Source organism: Peribacillus sp. NJ11 (assembly GCF_030348405.1).
GTDB lineage: Bacteria > Bacillota > Bacilli > Bacillales > DSM-1321 > Peribacillus.
Genome location: NZ_JAUCFO010000001.1, coordinates 3,566,466 through 3,583,959, shown reverse-complemented (window position 1 = coordinate 3,583,959; position 17,494 = coordinate 3,566,466). Strand labels below are relative to the sequence as shown.

Here is a 17,494-nt window from a genome sequence, read left to right as displayed (position 1 = left end):
ATATAATAATATTCCCTGAAAGATGGGCACTGAATAATTTCATGGTTAAAAAGGTATATTGGTAAGGAAGGAGTGAGTTGAATTGGATGGTCATACAGTGAAAAATATTTTTGAGGATACAGGATACCTTTTTTTATATGATAAATTCAGTTATCAATTTTATGTATCCGGATTGTTCGACTTAGTGGATCAAGAAAAAATAATTTCGGATTTTTTAAATACTTATGGCTTCGAGGATAAAAATCCACTCTTTTTTGACGACTTTTCCTTTTACTTTAATTGTTTTCATTATTCCCACCAAAAACAAAATTTGTTAAATTTCTTGAAAGCCGAGTATGATGAACATATTTGTTAATTACAAAAGGCCAGGTAAACTGATCCGGCCTTTTCTTAAAACATACACGATTCAAAAAAGGTAAGAGCATATTAGCGCTCTTACCTCAGACTGTAGACAAACTCGATGAAAATCGAGTTTGCCTACAGTTTTTTTATGGGTGTACAATCTCGGCGCCTTTGCGCCTGCGGGGTCTCCCCTGGACGCGCTTTTAAAAAGTTCATTTACATTCTTTTTGCTCCTAAATATCTTTTCTTCCAATAACTATTATCCATAGAGGAAATGCTTACACCATTTGATGAGGAGCTGTGTATGAATTGATTACCACCTATATAAATACCAGCATGTGAGGCACCAGGTTTATAGGTTTCATAAAAGACCAAATCTCCAACTTGTGGTTTGGACACCTTTGTCCCCTTTTTATAGATTTCCGATACCGTTCTTGGTAAAGTGACATCTGCACCTTTATCGAAAGCGTATTTTAGGAATCCGCTGCAATCAAAACCTTTTGGTGTAGTTCCACCCCATACATACCGTACATTCAAATGTTTTTTTGCTTCATTCACTATCGCAGAAGATTTATTGCTTGTTTTATTTATATTAGCTACGTTGGATGTCTGCTTTTTCACCCCCAAAGCTTTATATGTATTCGGACCTACAATACCATCAGCTTTTAAGCCTTTACTTTTTTGGAACTTTACGACTGCACTTTTAGTAACGGTCCCAAAATATTTAGTTGTATTATTACTCTTAAAATATTCTTTTTTCTTTAGAACCTCTTGTAATTGTTTTACTTCTGTATGAGTCATTCCACTTTTTAATGTACGATCGCCCAATGCAGCATTACTAACCAACGGATTTGATAGTAACAATCCAGACACTACAAAAGATGCTATAATTTTTTTCATTTTCTCCCCCGATAAAATCTCTTTTTTTATAAGTTTATCATCTTTAAGTGACACACATATTTACCTAATTTTACATTATCATTACAAATTTGTGCATAAAGTGTGCATAAAATACAAAATAACTAAAATATCCCTAATGTTCCCGAAAGGTGTTAAGACTATGGACTATGGATCATCCTAAAATAGTTTCTTTTTTTCGAACCACATATACTCTACTTCTAATAGGTCCCTAATAGATTTTTTTGGAATTAGGGTTAAAAAATAAACAATAGGTAGTAGATATTATTGTGTAGTACTTAAGAGTAAATGAAAAAGGCTGCCTTAAATACAGCTCCTATCTTCAGCTAACGCACCCGTTTGTTTAAGTACATTTTTTCACATACTCAATAAAAAGAGTCGTTTTCCCTATAAGAGAAACGACTCTTTTGGTAAACATGGGAATAAATTGACCAACGTTGTATCCATGTTTTATATATTTCGAGAATCCGATACTACTTCCTTCACTCCATTGCGTTTTAAAGTAGTACTCAGTATCACAATCATGCTTACTAATCCAATCCAAACAAGAACTGAAACAGGCGTATTCCAGGTTAAGCCTTCCCCAAAGAAGAAAAATCCTCGAAGCCCTTCTACCATAAATCGCATTGGCAACCAAGAATAAACCCAATCGTGATAAAATGGAGACATCATTTCTGGAGCCATTGCAAGCAATGGTGCACCAAAGAAAAGCATTAAGATAAAAATAGGCATACCTTTAAGCCCCAATAGTGAAAGTACAGCTAATATCATTAGAAAAAAGCTAAAGGATGTAATTGATAAAAATAAAGCCGTATCCATGAAATTCGGGATATTTAAACCAACCATACCATCTGCTATCCAGGTTAAGCCAAATCCAATTACCAGAGCTACAACCGCACCCATTAAAATTTGCCCGACCTTTGTGACCAGGTTTTCTTTTCTAGTGCGGATCGGCATTTTGCTAATGGAAATAAAGATTATCGCAGCACTAGCCAAACTAGCCATCCATAATGGCTGGAATAAGGAAACAGGAGCATTTCCATTCGCACTATTCATGCCGATTTCATTGACATTTGTGACTTTCTTAGCGATTGGAACTGCAAGGCTTGCTGCCTGTTTTGCAGTCAAAGTTGCTCCTTGTTTTTCAAAACCATCAAGTAGTTGTTTTCGGACGGTGTTGTTCATGTTGTCAACTACTCCATTCAAGACCTGTCCTGCCATCGTTGAAGCAGCCGTATTCATTCCCTGATTAATAAATATTTGTACTTCAGGTGCAGAAGGTGCTGGTGTCCGTAATGATGCTTGCTTTGGACTAAAATCTTTGGGAATAACTAAAGCCGCGTAATACTTTTGATTATCTAAACCTTTTTGGACTGCCTCAATACTGTCTACTTCCACCCATTTTACAGTAGGGTCTTTATCCTTTGTTGATGCTGAAGGCTTTTGTATCATTTCAACAATCGTTTGCCCCATGTTCATCTTTGGTTGATTAGGAATTTCCACTCCTTCATCCTCATTTACGATTGCAATCGGCAGATTTTTCGGTTGTGATTGAACCGATGGAAATAATGTCAGTGAAAAAATAAAAATAACTGCAAATGCGATGATAGGTGAAACCAATACCAGTTTATTTTTAAACATATTTTGACCCTCCTTGGTTTGGGTTTATAATAAAGAACAACCTGTTGTTTTATTTACTACATTCAAATTATAATTTGGGGACTAGTTCTGTTTCAATAATCAAAAATGTCACATGTGTTGGTTACGGAACACCTTTTATAAATGTGTTGGATAAAATCAAGGAGGAATTAACTTGCTAGATAGTAATACGGATTTACGGATCATTCGGACAAAAGAGTCCATCCGAAATGCACTAGTAGAATTAATCGATGAAAAAGGGTTCAAAGCAATTACAGTTAAAGACATAACAACCAGAGCAAAAATTAATAGAGGCACATTTTATGCACACTATCAAGACAAATTTGATTTAATGACTAAATACGAAGAAGAAATCATGCTTGAAATGTCCAGAATTGCAAAACAGAACTTTCCAGGTGTTATTGCCGCACTTGGAACCGACTCTCCAACTTTAGCACCATTTACCCTCTCAGTTTCAATATTTGAGTATTTAAATGAAAATAGTGGATTTATGAAAGCTGTGTTAGGCCCAAAAGGAGATTTATCATTTCAAACAAGACTGAAAGAATTTATGTGGAAAACACTGTTTGGAAATAATCCAAACGCACTTATTAAGGAGGAAAATTTACTTGTTCCAGGACAATATTTTGCTTCTTACGTTGCATCTGCACATATAGGAGTAATTCAACAATGGTTGGATAGTGGCAGGAAAGAATCCCCTCAAGAAATGGCTCGTATCCTATCAACCATTACAGTTAATGGTCCCTTCTTTGCAGCTGGTTTGAAAAAATAACTTACACAGGGATAAAGAGACAATACCATGAAAAATAGGTACTGTCCCTTTATTATAAATATGCTTATACAACTAAACTGCCCCTTTATGGTCCATAAAAAATCATAAATAGCATTAGAAATATGTTTAATACTAACAATATCTTACCAAAGAGATTTTTTATAGCTAAAACAGAAAATACAATAGAAATTATAAATGAAAAAATCGCTAGTTTTGGTGGAAAATACACAACGTCTAAAATGCTTGACATAGAAAAATACAATAGAAAAATGCTAATAAATATAAATATCATTGAAAAAATTAATGCTATCGTGATATAAATAAAAGTCCTGAGCTTTTTCAGAGGTTGTTTCTCATAACTATAATCAACCATTTTTCCCTCCTGATATTAAGTTTGTTTACTCCTTAAAAATCAACCTTTACCGAATACTATTCTCTTTCTGAACAATAAATACCTTCATCAACTATTCTGCCCCTTTAGTTCATTAAGGAAAACCAAAATCAAGTATTGATTTCGGTTTATCATTTTTATAAACGATTAAACTTTATTCAAAACGGTACGACTTTATTTTAAAACTACATCTTTAATGATCAAACGGTTATATGTAAAACTTAGTTACCATAGTACAAATTAAAGGTATGCTTTTCAGTGAGCATACCTTTAAATAATTTTTTTTATAGATCTTTTATTTAATAAAATACATTTTTCCATTTACTTCAATAGATACCGAAGACTGTTTCATTTCTTTTTTAAGATTTTTTGCATAAGCTACAACTTCATTAATTTTATTCTTATCTAACTTTTCAGTGAAGCTATAAACAATGGTTACTTTTTCTTTAACTAATTTTTCATTGTCTCCTATCCAAGCTCCTGTTCCATCGTAAGAAGTAGCACCTCCAAACATATTAGAGAACTTCTCTAAAGACTGGTCAACATATTTGCTGTTATCAATAGGTTGATCAATATTGTAGGTAGATGGAACATAAATTTTTACAACATTGTCAAGATGGAATTGTCCTTTCAAAACATTTGATTGTTGTTCTTGAGTTGTTGATGTTTGTTTAGATGGGAGTTCAACATATACTGTATAAACAAATAACCCAATTAACATAAAGAATGCTAATACTTTAATTACTACTTTATTCTTCTTCAGTTTTATCACTTCCCCTTATTTAATAATTCCTACTCAAAAATAACAAATATAGGAAATTTATCTTTATAATACCAAAAAGGTATATTGACGTATATATACTTTTTTGTCGTTTTTTAGGTTACATATGGAATGCAAAACTAGCTAAGATAATCACTCTTTAAGGAATCCATCAAAAATAAACCCCCTTGGTAGCCAAGGGGGTTTCTCATCTTCGGAATTATCGTTTATGCTGTAGCTTTGAAACAAAGTTTGATCATTTTTGTGTTCCTTAATCAACTAACGCACCCGTTAGCTTAAGTACAAATCTTCACAATCCATTGTTAACCTTTTCCTCATGGGTAAGAAATTATCTACATATATGAAATCTTGAATAAACAATAAAAAATAGAAACGCCAATCCTTTGATAGATATTGGAATGGCGTTAATTTGTATTATGTTAACCTATGCAGTTTTCAATGTCAATAATAACGGTATTGCTGTCAATTCCCAAGGCAGCAGCTGTACTCATCACTGTCCCAGGTGTAGCAGTAGTAACAGTGAAAGTAGCCATATAAAAGCCAGATGCATCTGTAGATGCCGGAGTTACAGTACCGAGAGCAGGATCGATTGTAAAGAAAACCGGTGTACCTGCTGGAGGAGGACTTCCATTCACCAACACTTGCCCACTAAGAATTGTACTACTAGGACCTGTTCCCGGAGTACATGGTATAGTTGCCTGAGAACTCAAGGTAACTGTTATAGGCCCACACAATCACGACTAGTAATAGTAACAGTATTGCTGTTTTGTCCCAAAGCAGTAGCGGTAATCATTGCTACCCCAGCTACTGCAGTACTATTGTAAGTAGCCGAAAAATTGCCAGATGCATCTGTAAATGCTGGGTTAGGAGTTATAGTACCAAGAGTAGGATCATCTATTGTAAAGAAAACCGGTGTACCTGCTGGAGGAGGACTTCCATTCACCAACACTTGCCCACTAAGAGTCGCGGAGATAACAGTATCAGGAGGGCAATTTGTTGTACCTATATCAGATTCATCACTAGCCAAGGTAACTGTTGTTACCGTAGTAAGTCCGATCAAATCTAGAATGTTTTCAAATTTGAACTCAAGCAACATTTCTTTCTTGATGACGTCACGAAGAGTTCTTTGAACACTTCTATCAACATCCAGAAGATCCGTTAATGAAACCACTGGAGGAGAAAGCGGAGTTCCGCCAGGTAATGTTCCTAAAACGAGCTGCAGCTTTTCTGCTTCAGCATTCATGATATGAGCTAGAGCCAACTCCTCAAAAGCCACGGAAGCTAATAGCAAAGGAATTGTTTGTGCAGTTGTGACTGAGATGAGTGGTGTGATATTGGGTATATTTGGAAAAGACATTATAATTCACCTCTTTGATAGTTAATATGAAAGAACAAGGCTTGTACTGCTTTTGTTCTATTTCATTTTATGCCACAGCATTTTAAAGAGACTATGTTTTTGCCCTATTATTCTGAAAAACTAATAAATGTGTTGTCCCCCAAAAACTTATAATATCCGTATGGATGAGGATTCAACACAATGTGATTCTATTGTGCCCATTCAAGTAACCTGCCCCGATAGTTCCATAAGAAAAAGAGTTGCCAAAGCAACTCTCTAATTGAAGTAAAGCACCCGTTAGTTCATTAAGAAAAGCGACTCTTATTAAAGAATCGCGCCCGATTGTTGAAGATCAATTAATTCATTTTTTTAAGAACTTCCCCCCTATTAAATTTCAATAAGTATAGGAACGATCATTGGCTTTTTCTTAGTATGTGTATATACATATTGTCGTATTGATTTTTTTATTTGTTTTTTCATTACATTCCATTGGTTTCTATTTGCTTCTTGTAGCTCGTTAACAGTTTTTGTAGTAAGTCGATTAACGTCTCTTCGGAGTTCCGAGAAATCTCTATCCACAAATCCACGAGAAATGGTATCGGGTTCAGAAATCAGTTTTCCTTCCGCTTTACTCATAGTTAAAACAATCATGAGTATTCCATCCTCTGAAAGCTGTTTGCGGTCTCGTAACACAAATTCCCCAACATTACCGACATCCCCCCCGTCTACGTAGGTATTCCCAACCGGTATTTTCCGGGTCTGACGGGCAATGGTATGTTCAATATCGACGACATCGCCATTATTAATGATAAACGTGTTTCCTTGCTCTACTCCAACGGATTCAGCTAACAAACGGTGATGGTGTAACATTCTAAATTCACCGTGAATGGGAATAAAATATTTTGGTTTCATTAATGTAAGCATTAGTTTTAAATCTTCTTGATAACCATGGCCGGAAACATGCATTCCGGATGTACTTCCTGATCCATAAATCACTTTGGCTCCAAGTGCAAATAAGTTGTCTACGATACTCGTGACATTTCGTTCATTCCCGGGTATTGGACCTGCTGCAAAGATAACCGTATCTTCAGGTAAAATGTCGACACCGCGAAAGTTTCCAGTGGACAGGCGGGCAAGAGCAGCCAATGGTTCTCCTTGACTCCCCGTGCATAAAATAGCCACCTTTTCAGGAGCCATTTCATTGATTTCATGTGGGTCAATTAACATTCCATCAGGAACTGTTAAATAACCACGTTCCATAGCAACCGCTACGACCTTAACCATACTTCGTCCAAGCAACGCAAGTTTTCGATTTGTTTTTTGCGCTGCATCCACGACTTGCTGAACGCGACTAATATTTGAAGCAAAGGCAGAAAGAATAACTTTACGTTCGGCTTTCATGAAAGTTGTTTCCACATGTTCACCTACCATTTGTTCCGATGGGGTCAAACCAGGACGTTCTGCATTGGTACTCTCAGACAAAAGAAGCAAGACCCCTTCTTTGCCGATTTCAGCCATTTTATGAATATCCGAATGCTCATTATTCGCAGGGGTTAAATCAAACTTGAAGTCCCCCGTATGTACAATATTACCCTCTGGTGTGTGAAAGACCATTCCCAAGCAATCAGGAATACTATGGGTCACTTTGAAAAAGCTTGCGCTCATTTCTCCGATTTTCAAGTTTGAGTTTGAGTTGATTTCAACAAGTTCGCTTTCTCTTAGAAGTTTATGTTCTTTTAATTTGATTTCAATTAATCCTAGTGTGAAGCGTGTGGCATAAACGGGTACATTCAATTTTTTTAAGAAGAACGGGATCCCCCCGATATGATCTTCATGTCCATGTGTGACAATTAAAGCCCTGACTTTATCTTTATTTTCTACTAAGTAAGCTATATCAGGGATAATCAAATCAATTCCTAATAAACTTTCACCTGGAAACTTATTGCCACAGTCGATAATCACGATATCGTTTGAATATTCGATTGCATACATATTTTTCCCTATTTCATTCAAGCCGCCTAAGGCGAAGATAGATAATGCATTCTCTTTTGGACTCAAATTTATATCCTCCCACTTTAAATATAATCTTAGTATGCCCTTTGGGTTTCCTTCATTAATCATATATTAGGATACCAAGGGTAATGAAATCCTGCGAATTAGTGAGCATTTAAGAGATATACATATCTATCTGAGGGAGTTTAAGGACATTTATTCACAATCTCACATCAATATTAACATGAATATCCGGTTTTTCTTGGAAGTCTTATTCCATTAAATGGGCCCAATTGTTGAACAAAGATCAAACAGCACTCTTCAACTAACCTGCCCCGTTTGTTCATTAAGAACTTCAGACTATACATAAGGAATTACAACAGCATTACATGCTTTTTCATAAAATTCTATCGGTCCTGCTGCTCCGATAATTGCATACTCATAACCAACATCACTCATATCCTTTAAACAATTATGGAGTAGCAAATAGCCAATCCCACTAATCCTATTAGATACCGATACACCCATAGGACCAAAATAACCTTTCTTATTCTTATATATATCAAAACCTGCAAAACCGATTATTTCTCCTTTACTATCTAAAGCTATATATATCGAAGGTTCACTTAATAAAAATGCTTCTCTAATAGTTTGTGACCATTCTTTTGAAAAATTATTTTCAACAAAGGGAACAAGGTTGGTTGCATCGTTATAATTCACTTTACGAATTGAGTGCGAATTTATTTTTGGGAGTATGTAATTGCCAAGATGAGTAATCATATCTCGCGAAGTAGTACCGAGGGTTAAAATTATTTTCCTGTCTTCATCTGATAAGAAACTGTCAATAACATTAGTTGTTATTAAAGCTTTAAGCAAATGACCTTCGTTTATATAGGTTTGGTTATATTTTTTCATATAACTAATTGCAACTTCGAAAACCTTTATTACATCTTCGGTTACGCCAACGTTGAAAAAAATACTGTTTGTTGTATTTTGAGTTGAAGGATTATCTAAATTCTTATTCAAAGCTCTCAGAGAAGTTCTTTCTATGGTACATTTTAAAGATATTTCCCCAAGTACTCCTGTTTTTTCATTTAAACAAGCTATAAGTAAGTGTACGGGCTGTAACACTTTAAGATTAGAAAATATAGCTGCTTCATTTTCTGCACTCCTCATTATTCTTAACATTCTACTAGTGAAATTTATATTGGAATTATTCAGTTTTAACTCCTCCTATCCAGCCATTCTACCATATTAAACCATATATAAAGAATTCCTTGTTCAACTAACCTACCCCGTTAGTTGCATAAAGAAAAAGCTGCCTTAAAGACAGCTCCGATCTTCAGCTAACGCACCCGTTAGTTTAAGTACATTTATTCACAATTCACAAAGTCTAAATAAGGGCTTATACTTTTAGAAACTTCATTGCTTGAATTAAAGTGTGACAATAATCGGACCATTTTTAGTAAGGATAATCGTATGTTCTAATTGAGCTACATAGCTTTTTTCTGTAGCATAGGTCCAACCGTCTTCTTTTTGGAATACTTCTTCTTCAAAGGTTGAGATAAATGGTTCGAATGCGATAACCATCCCTTCCTTTAATATTTCATTATCCCATGGATCATAATAATTACAAATATGGTCAGGTGCTTCGTGTATTCTACGTCCAACACCATGTCCTGTAAGGTTTTTGATAACAGTGAATCCATGCTGTCTCGCTGTTTCAAATACAGCTTTTCCGATTCTGCTTTTTTTGGAACCGGGTTTTGCTTTCTTAAGACCTGCTTCAAATGCCTTTTTAGCAACGTCGCATAATTTCGTTAATACTTCTTCTCCTGCTCCTACTACAAATGAGATTCCTGTATCTGCGAAATAACCGTTCTTTGAAGCAGATACATCTATATTCACTAGATCCCCTTCATGAATAACCCGATGACCCGGAATACCATGTGCCACTTCTTCATTAAGACTAATGCAAGTATAGCCAGGAAAATCATATTCACCTTTTGGAGCTGAAACTGCACCTGCTTTTTCTAAAAGTTCTCCGGCTATATCATCAAGTTCTTTGGTCGTTATGCCAGGAATTGTTCTTTGTACCAATTCATCTCTAATGGAGGCAATAATTTTGCCAATTTCCTTCAAACCATTAAAATCTTCTTCTGTTTTTGCAATCATTTTTTCCTACCTCATTATCTTTTATCATCAATAAACTTTATAAGTATTAATTGTACCTTTATTTTCTCGAAAAATAAAAGCAATGTAAATTATTTGGTACAATACCCCTCAGGTGAATTTTTCTTCGATCATGAAATAGACCGCAAAAAGCATCTAGTACATATAACTATACTATTAATTGGATTTACCTTCCACTTTCCTTATTGAACTAACCTGCCCTTTTAGCTTTATAAGAAAAAGAGCTGCCACTAATGCAAGTCCTTGTATTTTCCCCTTCATTCTTTCAATGAATGGAGAAAAATTTCGTGGGGATACTTCTGTTGGATATAGCGTATAAGTGCAGTGACAACTTGTGGACCGGATTCCACGAGTCTACCTTGTTCAAATGCAGTGAAGTTATCACCGCCTGAAGCTAAATAATTACTAACCGCTACTTCATATTCGTTGTTTGGCTGAATCTCTTGACCCTTCATGTCTTTCAGCGCAACAATGCGGTTGCCAATTGGAGCATTGGGGTCCCAATTATACGTTAAACCAACCGTTTGTAACCTATTTTCATAATCTTTCGCCCACTGCTGTTCTAAAGCAAGTTTTATTTGGTCTCCTGTTAAGATTAACTTACTGACACGATGACCAAAAGGCAAGTCTGTATAAAGGTCTTCTACAGTGATATCCCCTTTTTTTAAACTTTTCCTCATTTCGCCTTGATGGACAAAAGCTATATCTACCCCCATGGCTTCCCGCTCAGATTCTGCAATCATTTTCGCTAATGGGGATTCACCGTTTGCATCTTGTTTTCGTGTGATTTCTTCTGGCATTTCTCCTATTATCTGATTAAAGTAGCTCCCCAATCTTTTTCTATATTTATTTAGAAGAGCAACCGTTTCTTTATCTGGTTTTATTTGATGATGTGAAGTGACAATAACCTTTGCTTGTTTCTTAACAATATTTTTAGTATGTGGGTCAATTTCAAGATTTACTTGAGAAAAGGCTTTCCCATTAGAATAAGCTTGAACGATCAGTTTACCGGCTACAACGGTATTGGCATATTCATGGCTGTGACCGGCAAAAATGACATCCACCTCATCATCGATTTTTGGAGCCATCTCCACTAAAACTCCACTGGAGTTTGCTCCTGTCTGATCTGATTGAGCTGAATCATGTGCCAGTACAACAATTACTTTGATCCCTTTTTCCTTTAAATGCTTAACGGTTCCGTTAATAGCTGAAACTTCATCCGTAATTTCTACTTCTTTTCGATTTTCAGGTGCCACATACAGATTGGTCTCTTTTGTGACCACACCGATAAATCCAATATTAATTCCGTCAATTTGTTTAATAACATACGGTGGTAACATGGGAGTACCCGACTTTCTATCGATGATATTTGCAGAAATGTAAGAAGTATTGGCACCTTGAAAATAACCTGTTTTTTTATTGAATCCTCCATAAATAAGACGTTTCATTTCATTTACGCCTTGGTCTAATTCATGATTTCCAGGTGTCCCGACATCAAAGTGCAGGAGGTTTAAAAGTTCAATCGTGGGTTCGTCTTTAAATTGAGAAGAGATTGGAGGACTTCCTCCTACCATATCACCAGCATGAACAAGTAGTGTATTTTGGTTTTTTTGTATATATTTTTTTAAATAGGCAGCCAGGTATTCAGCACCCCCTGCCATCGTTCCTGAAACCATTTGATATTTGTTTAGTTGGCCGTGAAAATCATTAACGCCTAACAATTGTACTTGAATGTAGCGGTTTGATGTGGAATGATTCGTTGAGGAAAGATTGGATGAGAATGCTGTGATTTTATAAGTTACGAAAATGATGATAAATACCAAGATGAACAAAGAAGATATGGCCTGAAATTTTGACAACTTCCGATCCCTCCCTCTAGATGTAAATTAAGAATAACTCTGGACTTTTATATCTGTATAAAGGGACCGTGATTTTTTGTTATATTTTATATATCAATTGTTAAATTAATCCAGTGCATGCATATCTTTTTAAAAATACTCATACAGCTTAACATTTAGAAATCTGTTAAGATTTTGACTAACTTAATGGAAATAACATGCAACATTATTTAAAAAGGCTCCAATTTTTCTTCCATGAACCTGATAGTGAAAAAAACGTTGCTGCTAAGATTTTCTCTGCACTTGTGTAAAAACGTTCTAAGTGTTCCTTATTATTGAAATCTGCTCCATTAGTAAAAGAAGATAAACAAAAAGAGTGTAAATCCTTATTGGATCAACACTCCCGTTAGTGCAGTAACGTTCAAGGTTATTTTTTTAGGTTTTCCTTCATTAAAAAGGAAATTTTTTGCTCATCTGTATATTGGATCTGTTCCAGGTGATTAATTACTAGCTCTTGTCTATTTATTGAATGGTTTTGACTTAACTTCGCTTTTCCCTCTATCTTTTTGATTTTTATTTTGAAGCCTTGAATTCCTTTGTTCATTCCAGCGAGAAAATTAGCGTCTAAATCTTGCAATTTGTATGAGCTATCAGGGGCTTCATACTTCAATACCATGTCATGCAAGGAATCCGTTAACTCCTGTTCATCCTCAATAAGTTCGGCTTCGCCGTATACATGAACAGTCACATAATTCCATGTTGGTACTGCTTGATTCGTCTCATACCAAGAGGAAGAGATATAACAGTGAGGACCATGAAAAACTGCTAAGACTGTTTGATTTTCAATATCTTTCCATTGAGGGTTCGGACGAGCAAAATGACCATACAAATAGTTTTTCTCCTTATTCAAAAGCAGTGGTAAATGTGTAGCAAAAGGTATGCCTTCATGCATTGAACACAATGTTGCAAAACCATTCTCCTGTATTACATCGTAGGCTACTGCTAATTCTTTTATTTCAAATTGCTTAGGGATATACATAAAAAAATCTCCTTTCCAACTGATATAAACTTTTAAACATTGATTCGTAAATATTATTTATTCACGATCATAGCAACTTTTTCTATTCTCATTTCTATCTTGAATAATCGAGTACGTCATCTAAGAAATATAGTATTATACAAACTGACATATAAAAAGGTACAATTGTAAATAAACAAACATGTCAAAGGAGGTCGTAAATGATAAATACCATTTTTGCTTTTAAGGATGATTCTCCCAAATACAAACAAATTTACGAGCAGTTTAAGTTATTTATTGATCGGGGTGACATACTTGCTGATGAACAATTGCCTTCCATTCGTCAACTTGCGGATTCTCTTCAAGTAAGTCGCAATACGACATTAATGGCTTATGATCAACTTGTAGCTGAAGGATATATTCGTGGAGAAGGGAGAAAAGGTTATTTTGCAAATGAATTAGAGCCACTTTTATCCCAAGCAGAGTTAATTCCTCATAATAAAAAGCAAAGAGAGTCAGTGACACCTACCCTCATTGATTTCCGAGCAGGTGCCGTAGATCAAACACATTTCCCCCTTAAAATTTGGAGGAGGATTGCCAATCACGTATTAACGTTACAGGAGAGCTTTAAATATGGGGAACCCTTTGGTGAGGTGTGTCTACGTGAACAAATTGCCACATACTTACTCCAATCCCGTGGGGTGAAAACAGATGCAAATGCCATTATTATCGGCAGTAGTACCCAACAAATGCTTGTCAATCTTGGACATATACTGAAGAATGATTTTCCAAGCGTTACAGTAGAAGACCCTGGATATGATGGCGCTAGGGAAGCTTTTCAATTCCATTGTTTTACGATTGAAACTTTACCAGTTTATGAAGCAGGTGCTGATTTTTCACAATTGGAACAAATGAAATCACGATTAATCTATGTAACGCCTTCCCATCACAGTCCATATGGGGTAAGCATGTCCATTCAACAACGGCAAACGCTTATTCATTGGGCTAACAAGATGCAAGGGTATATTATCGAAGACGATTATGATAGTGAATTTCGCTATACGCAACAACCATTTCCAGCTCTCGCTTCCATTGATTCTGCAAGTGTCATTTATCTAGGGAATTTCTCAAAGTCCTTTCTTCCAGGAATTCGTTTAAGTTATATGGTGTTGCCAGAACCACTTTTAAACCATTATAAAGACCAATTTCTTCATTTCGAGAGTACCACTTCACTTCTAAGCCAACTCACAATGGCTAAATTTATGGAAGAAGGAGAATGGAATCGTCATATTAAACGTATGCGTCTTGTTTATAAACGAAAAATGCAGCTCTTGGTATCATTATTAAAAAAGCAATTCGATCAAAATATATCAATTATTGGTGAGAAGTCCGGTTTGTATTTATTAATCAAAGTACATCTGAAACGTTCAGAAGAATGGCTAATAGAGCGAGCTTCATTTCATGGTGTTAAAGTGTATCCTACCTCACTCTACTTTATTAAAAATAATACCGATAACCCCATTATTAAACTTGGTTTTAGTAATCTTTCTTGTGAGGAAATCCAGCTTGGCGTGGAGCTCCTAAAAAAGGCTTGGTTATAAACCCCCCCCTCCCCCGTAATTGTAGCTTATGTCTCTTTTACTAAATGGGATAGCTTCAGGAAAATGCAGATTTACCACGTTAACCAGGAAATCACAATATTAAAAAGCCCAATTTCTCAGCATTAAAATTGAGAAATTGGACTTTTAGTTATTCCAGAGGAGCGCTCGATTAAATGGAAATATGAAAAAGCTACAAAATGGGACCCTAGCCATTTTACTAAGCACCTAGTTAAGGAAAGTATAAAGAATTTAAAGTATTATACCTGAAAAATCCCCTTTTAATACTTCTTTTTCATTCTGATTTTTACATAAAAAGAATGCAATAATAACTGTTCTATTATTTTCTTGCCTTTCATATTTTTCAATTTCAACCTCACAAATTATTGTATCCCCCGTAAACACAGGTCTTAAAAACTCAAAATTCATAGTACGAGCCATTACGTGATGATCTCCACCTACTTTTGTTGGTAGAGTTGCCGTTAATAATCCTTGAATTACAAGTCTTCCCTGTTCATCTGGGGTTATATGATGATTCCCTTTATCACCTGAAATCTCTGTAAATAATTCAGCATCCCTTACTGTAAAAGTCCGTTCAAACGTAATGATATCTCCTACTTTTAATGACATATAAATCCCTCCTGAAGGTTTTATGAAGGTGATTAATACCCGCGGACAAAACGCGAATTTTATATCTTAATAACTAACAGCGTCATTGAAGTATTGTTTTGGTAATTTGTTTTCGGTTAAGCTTTTTGATATAAGATATTTTTCTGAGGAAAGGAAGATAAATACGCTACATAGAAACCAGAAACGTTTTTCAGAAATCCTTATGTGAGAAAATCTTGAGGTTTCCAATCTTTCGGCTTTATGTTCTTATTCATCCATTTCTTTTGTGGTGCTTGGTATGGGGTGGAGGCAATTAAATGATTATTGTGCCAGCTTGCTGCTCCGGAACGAATCATTTCATCGAGCAGGATTGGGATAAATTCTTCTGGCTGAAGTTGGAAAGAGTAGCGTGCAAAATCTTGGAACCAACCACACTTTAGTAGGTAGTTATCGAGTTCTTCTTTTGTCAATCCGTTTTTAATGATTAATGTGAATGAAAAAATCCTTTTGCAGGCATGCCATGCAACTTTTTCTGGCATTCTGAGCCACTTTTCAAACCGTTCTCTTGCTGCATCAATGGCAGCCAGAGGATTCTCTATTTGTGGTCCATGTCCTGAATATGCCTGTTGAATTCGAAGCATGGACAACCGATCCAAACTTTCTATCGATCGTTGGATAGATGAAACACCCTCTCGAAAGATATTTAACCATCCGATATCACCTTTGTGGAAGAGATCCCCGCAAATTAATACTTCTTCTTCCGGTTCATATAAAGAAATATGTCCTAACGTATGTCCTGGTGTGTGCAAGATTTTTAACGTTCTGCTTCCTGTATTAATATCATCGTTATCAGAGAACTTTAGATCGACTCGATAAGGTTCTACTGGCTGATCTAACCATTCTGAACTACAGGCTTCTGAGTCGCAAGAATTAATTAAATCTGCTTCCCATTTATGAGCAGCAATCCTAACTCCATAATTTTTTTGAAAATGAAAATTGCCCCCTACATGGTCACTATGATAGTGCGTGTTCACAATAAGGTGTAATTCTTTTGGTGAAATGCCTACTTCTTTAATTAATTGCTCTGTATCTTTCGCATCACTTCCAAAACCAGTATCAATAAGGACCGGGAGCTGATCCTTAATAAGGATCATGTTTGCACTTGGAAATTTTCTTTCAAAGAAAATAATACTGGATTTTTTAATAAGCCATTCCTCCTTAAATTCAATGACAAACCAATATTAATCCAACAAATTCCTAATCAATTTAAATGTGAAATATATTCAAAGGCTGTTGTTCCGTATACGCTTTTAAAGTGTTTATTTAAATGGGTTAAATCAACAAAACCACATTCAGCTACAGCTGAATGAATATCTCTATTTTTTTCTATTAACTGCTTTGCATATTCTATCTTGCAGTTAAGAAAGTATTGATATGGTGAAATGCCAGTATGAGTCTTGAATAACCGGATAAACTTAAATTTCGATAAATCCAGCTCTTTACATATCTCGTCAAGTTTAGGGATAGTTTCTAAGTTGGTGTGAAGCATATTCTTCGCTTTTCTAATTAGAGTGTTATCTTTCTTATAGTCTGTAGAAAGATCAGTTTGAATAAGGTTATCTGTGAGGGATAACAGTAATTCACTACACAATGCCTCATCTTTTTCGCTTAATATTGCATTCGTAAGACTTAGTATTCCTTGTTTAAGCCTATAATCATAAACAATGGGATTTGAAAAGCGTATGATATCCTTCTTCTCAATAACCTCCAGAAGCAATTGTGGCTCAATATATAGCATCACATAATCTAGGCCTGTCTCATCATGTGCCATTCCGTCATGTGCCTGTTCCGGATTAAAAAGCATAACGCCATTTTGATAGGACAAGTGTAAACTGCCATCCAAGTTATAGTGTTGAATACCACGCAATGTGACTCCTATTGCATACTCTTTATGAGAGTGCTTCTTATATGTGAAATCAGTAATGCTTGCTGACAAAGCCGTAATACCTGCCGATTTTTTATAGATAAATTTATCCATTTAATTCAC

15 protein-coding genes are annotated in these 17,494 nt (G+C 35.5%); 2 read left to right on the top strand and 13 right to left on the bottom strand.

Annotation, left to right across the window (positions count from 1 at the left end):
• Positions 1-558: 558 nt before the first annotated feature.
• Both QUF86_RS17725 and QUF86_RS17720 read right to left on the bottom strand, forming a co-directional pair.
• On the bottom strand, positions 559-1,242 hold the full coding sequence (locus QUF86_RS17725; protein WP_289335056.1) for a C40 family peptidase: 684 nt from the start codon (positions 1,240-1,242) through the stop codon (positions 559-561).
• Positions 1,243-1,710: 468 nt separating this feature from the next.
• Positions 1,711-2,901 (bottom strand): YhgE/Pip domain-containing protein, encoded by a 1,191-nt coding sequence (locus QUF86_RS17720; RefSeq protein ID WP_289335055.1) that lies wholly within the window; start codon positions 2,899-2,901, stop codon positions 1,711-1,713.
• Positions 2,902-3,073: 172 nt separating this feature from the next.
• On the opposite strand from QUF86_RS17720, the gene QUF86_RS17715 reads away from it, so the two are divergent.
• Positions 3,074-3,691, top strand: a complete 618-nt coding sequence (locus QUF86_RS17715; RefSeq protein ID WP_289335054.1) for a TetR/AcrR family transcriptional regulator — start codon at positions 3,074-3,076, stop codon at positions 3,689-3,691.
• 686 nt (positions 3,692-4,377) lie between these two features.
• Here QUF86_RS17715 and QUF86_RS17710 read toward each other — a convergent pair.
• The 8 genes from QUF86_RS17710 to QUF86_RS17675 form a co-directional block, all read right to left on the bottom strand.
• The gene (locus QUF86_RS17710) at positions 4,378-4,854 is read right to left on the bottom strand and encodes a DUF3574 domain-containing protein (protein WP_289316121.1); all 477 of its coding nucleotides are present in this window, start codon (positions 4,852-4,854) and stop codon (positions 4,378-4,380) included.
• A gap of 428 nt (positions 4,855-5,282) precedes the next feature.
• Complete coding sequence (locus QUF86_RS17705) at positions 5,283-5,498, bottom strand: hypothetical protein (protein ID WP_289316120.1); 216 nt, start codon at positions 5,496-5,498, stop codon at positions 5,283-5,285.
• Between the two features lie 83 nt (positions 5,499-5,581).
• Positions 5,582-6,220: an alpha-helical endospore appendage domain-containing protein gene (locus QUF86_RS28645; RefSeq protein ID WP_353957669.1), complete on the bottom strand. Its 639-nt coding sequence runs from the start codon at positions 6,218-6,220 to the stop codon at positions 5,582-5,584.
• Between the two features lie 366 nt (positions 6,221-6,586).
• Entirely contained in the window at positions 6,587-8,257 is a 1,671-nt protein-coding gene (locus QUF86_RS17695) for a ribonuclease J (RefSeq protein WP_289335053.1), read from the bottom strand.
• 294 nt (positions 8,258-8,551) lie between these two features.
• Positions 8,552-9,397, bottom strand: a complete 846-nt coding sequence (locus tag QUF86_RS17690; protein ID WP_483313960.1) for a GNAT family N-acetyltransferase — start codon at positions 9,395-9,397, stop codon at positions 8,552-8,554.
• A 228-nt stretch (positions 9,398-9,625) separates the two neighbouring features.
• A complete protein-coding gene (map, locus tag QUF86_RS17685) occupies positions 9,626-10,366 on the bottom strand; it encodes a type I methionyl aminopeptidase (RefSeq protein ID WP_289335050.1) in 741 nt (246 codons plus the stop codon).
• Positions 10,367-10,641: 275 nt separating this feature from the next.
• Positions 10,642-12,243: a bifunctional metallophosphatase/5'-nucleotidase gene (locus tag QUF86_RS17680; RefSeq protein ID WP_289335048.1), complete on the bottom strand. Its 1,602-nt coding sequence runs from the start codon at positions 12,241-12,243 to the stop codon at positions 10,642-10,644.
• A gap of 406 nt (positions 12,244-12,649) precedes the next feature.
• Positions 12,650-13,261 (bottom strand): FMN-binding negative transcriptional regulator, encoded by a 612-nt coding sequence (locus QUF86_RS17675; protein ID WP_289335047.1) that lies wholly within the window; start codon positions 13,259-13,261, stop codon positions 12,650-12,652.
• Positions 13,262-13,461: 200 nt separating this feature from the next.
• On the opposite strand from QUF86_RS17675, the gene pdxR reads away from it, so the two are divergent.
• Positions 13,462-14,841 (top strand): MocR-like pyridoxine biosynthesis transcription factor PdxR, encoded by a 1,380-nt coding sequence (gene pdxR, locus QUF86_RS17670; RefSeq protein WP_289335046.1) that lies wholly within the window; start codon positions 13,462-13,464, stop codon positions 14,839-14,841.
• Positions 14,842-15,090: 249 nt separating this feature from the next.
• Here the strand turns inward: pdxR and QUF86_RS17665 are convergent, their stop codons facing one another.
• The 3 genes from QUF86_RS17665 to QUF86_RS17655 all read right to left on the bottom strand — a co-directional run bounded on the left by QUF86_RS17665 (position 15,091) and on the right by QUF86_RS17655 (position 17,485).
• Positions 15,091-15,468 (bottom strand): hotdog domain-containing protein, encoded by a 378-nt coding sequence (locus QUF86_RS17665; protein ID WP_289335045.1) that lies wholly within the window; start codon positions 15,466-15,468, stop codon positions 15,091-15,093.
• Between the two features lie 200 nt (positions 15,469-15,668).
• On the bottom strand, positions 15,669-16,634 hold the full coding sequence (locus QUF86_RS17660; RefSeq protein ID WP_483313959.1) for an MBL fold metallo-hydrolase: 966 nt from the start codon (positions 16,632-16,634) through the stop codon (positions 15,669-15,671).
• Between the two features lie 74 nt (positions 16,635-16,708).
• The gene (locus tag QUF86_RS17655; protein WP_289335043.1) at positions 16,709-17,485 is read right to left on the bottom strand and encodes a helix-turn-helix domain-containing protein; all 777 of its coding nucleotides are present in this window, start codon (positions 17,483-17,485) and stop codon (positions 16,709-16,711) included.
• Positions 17,486-17,494: the final 9 nt, after the last annotated feature.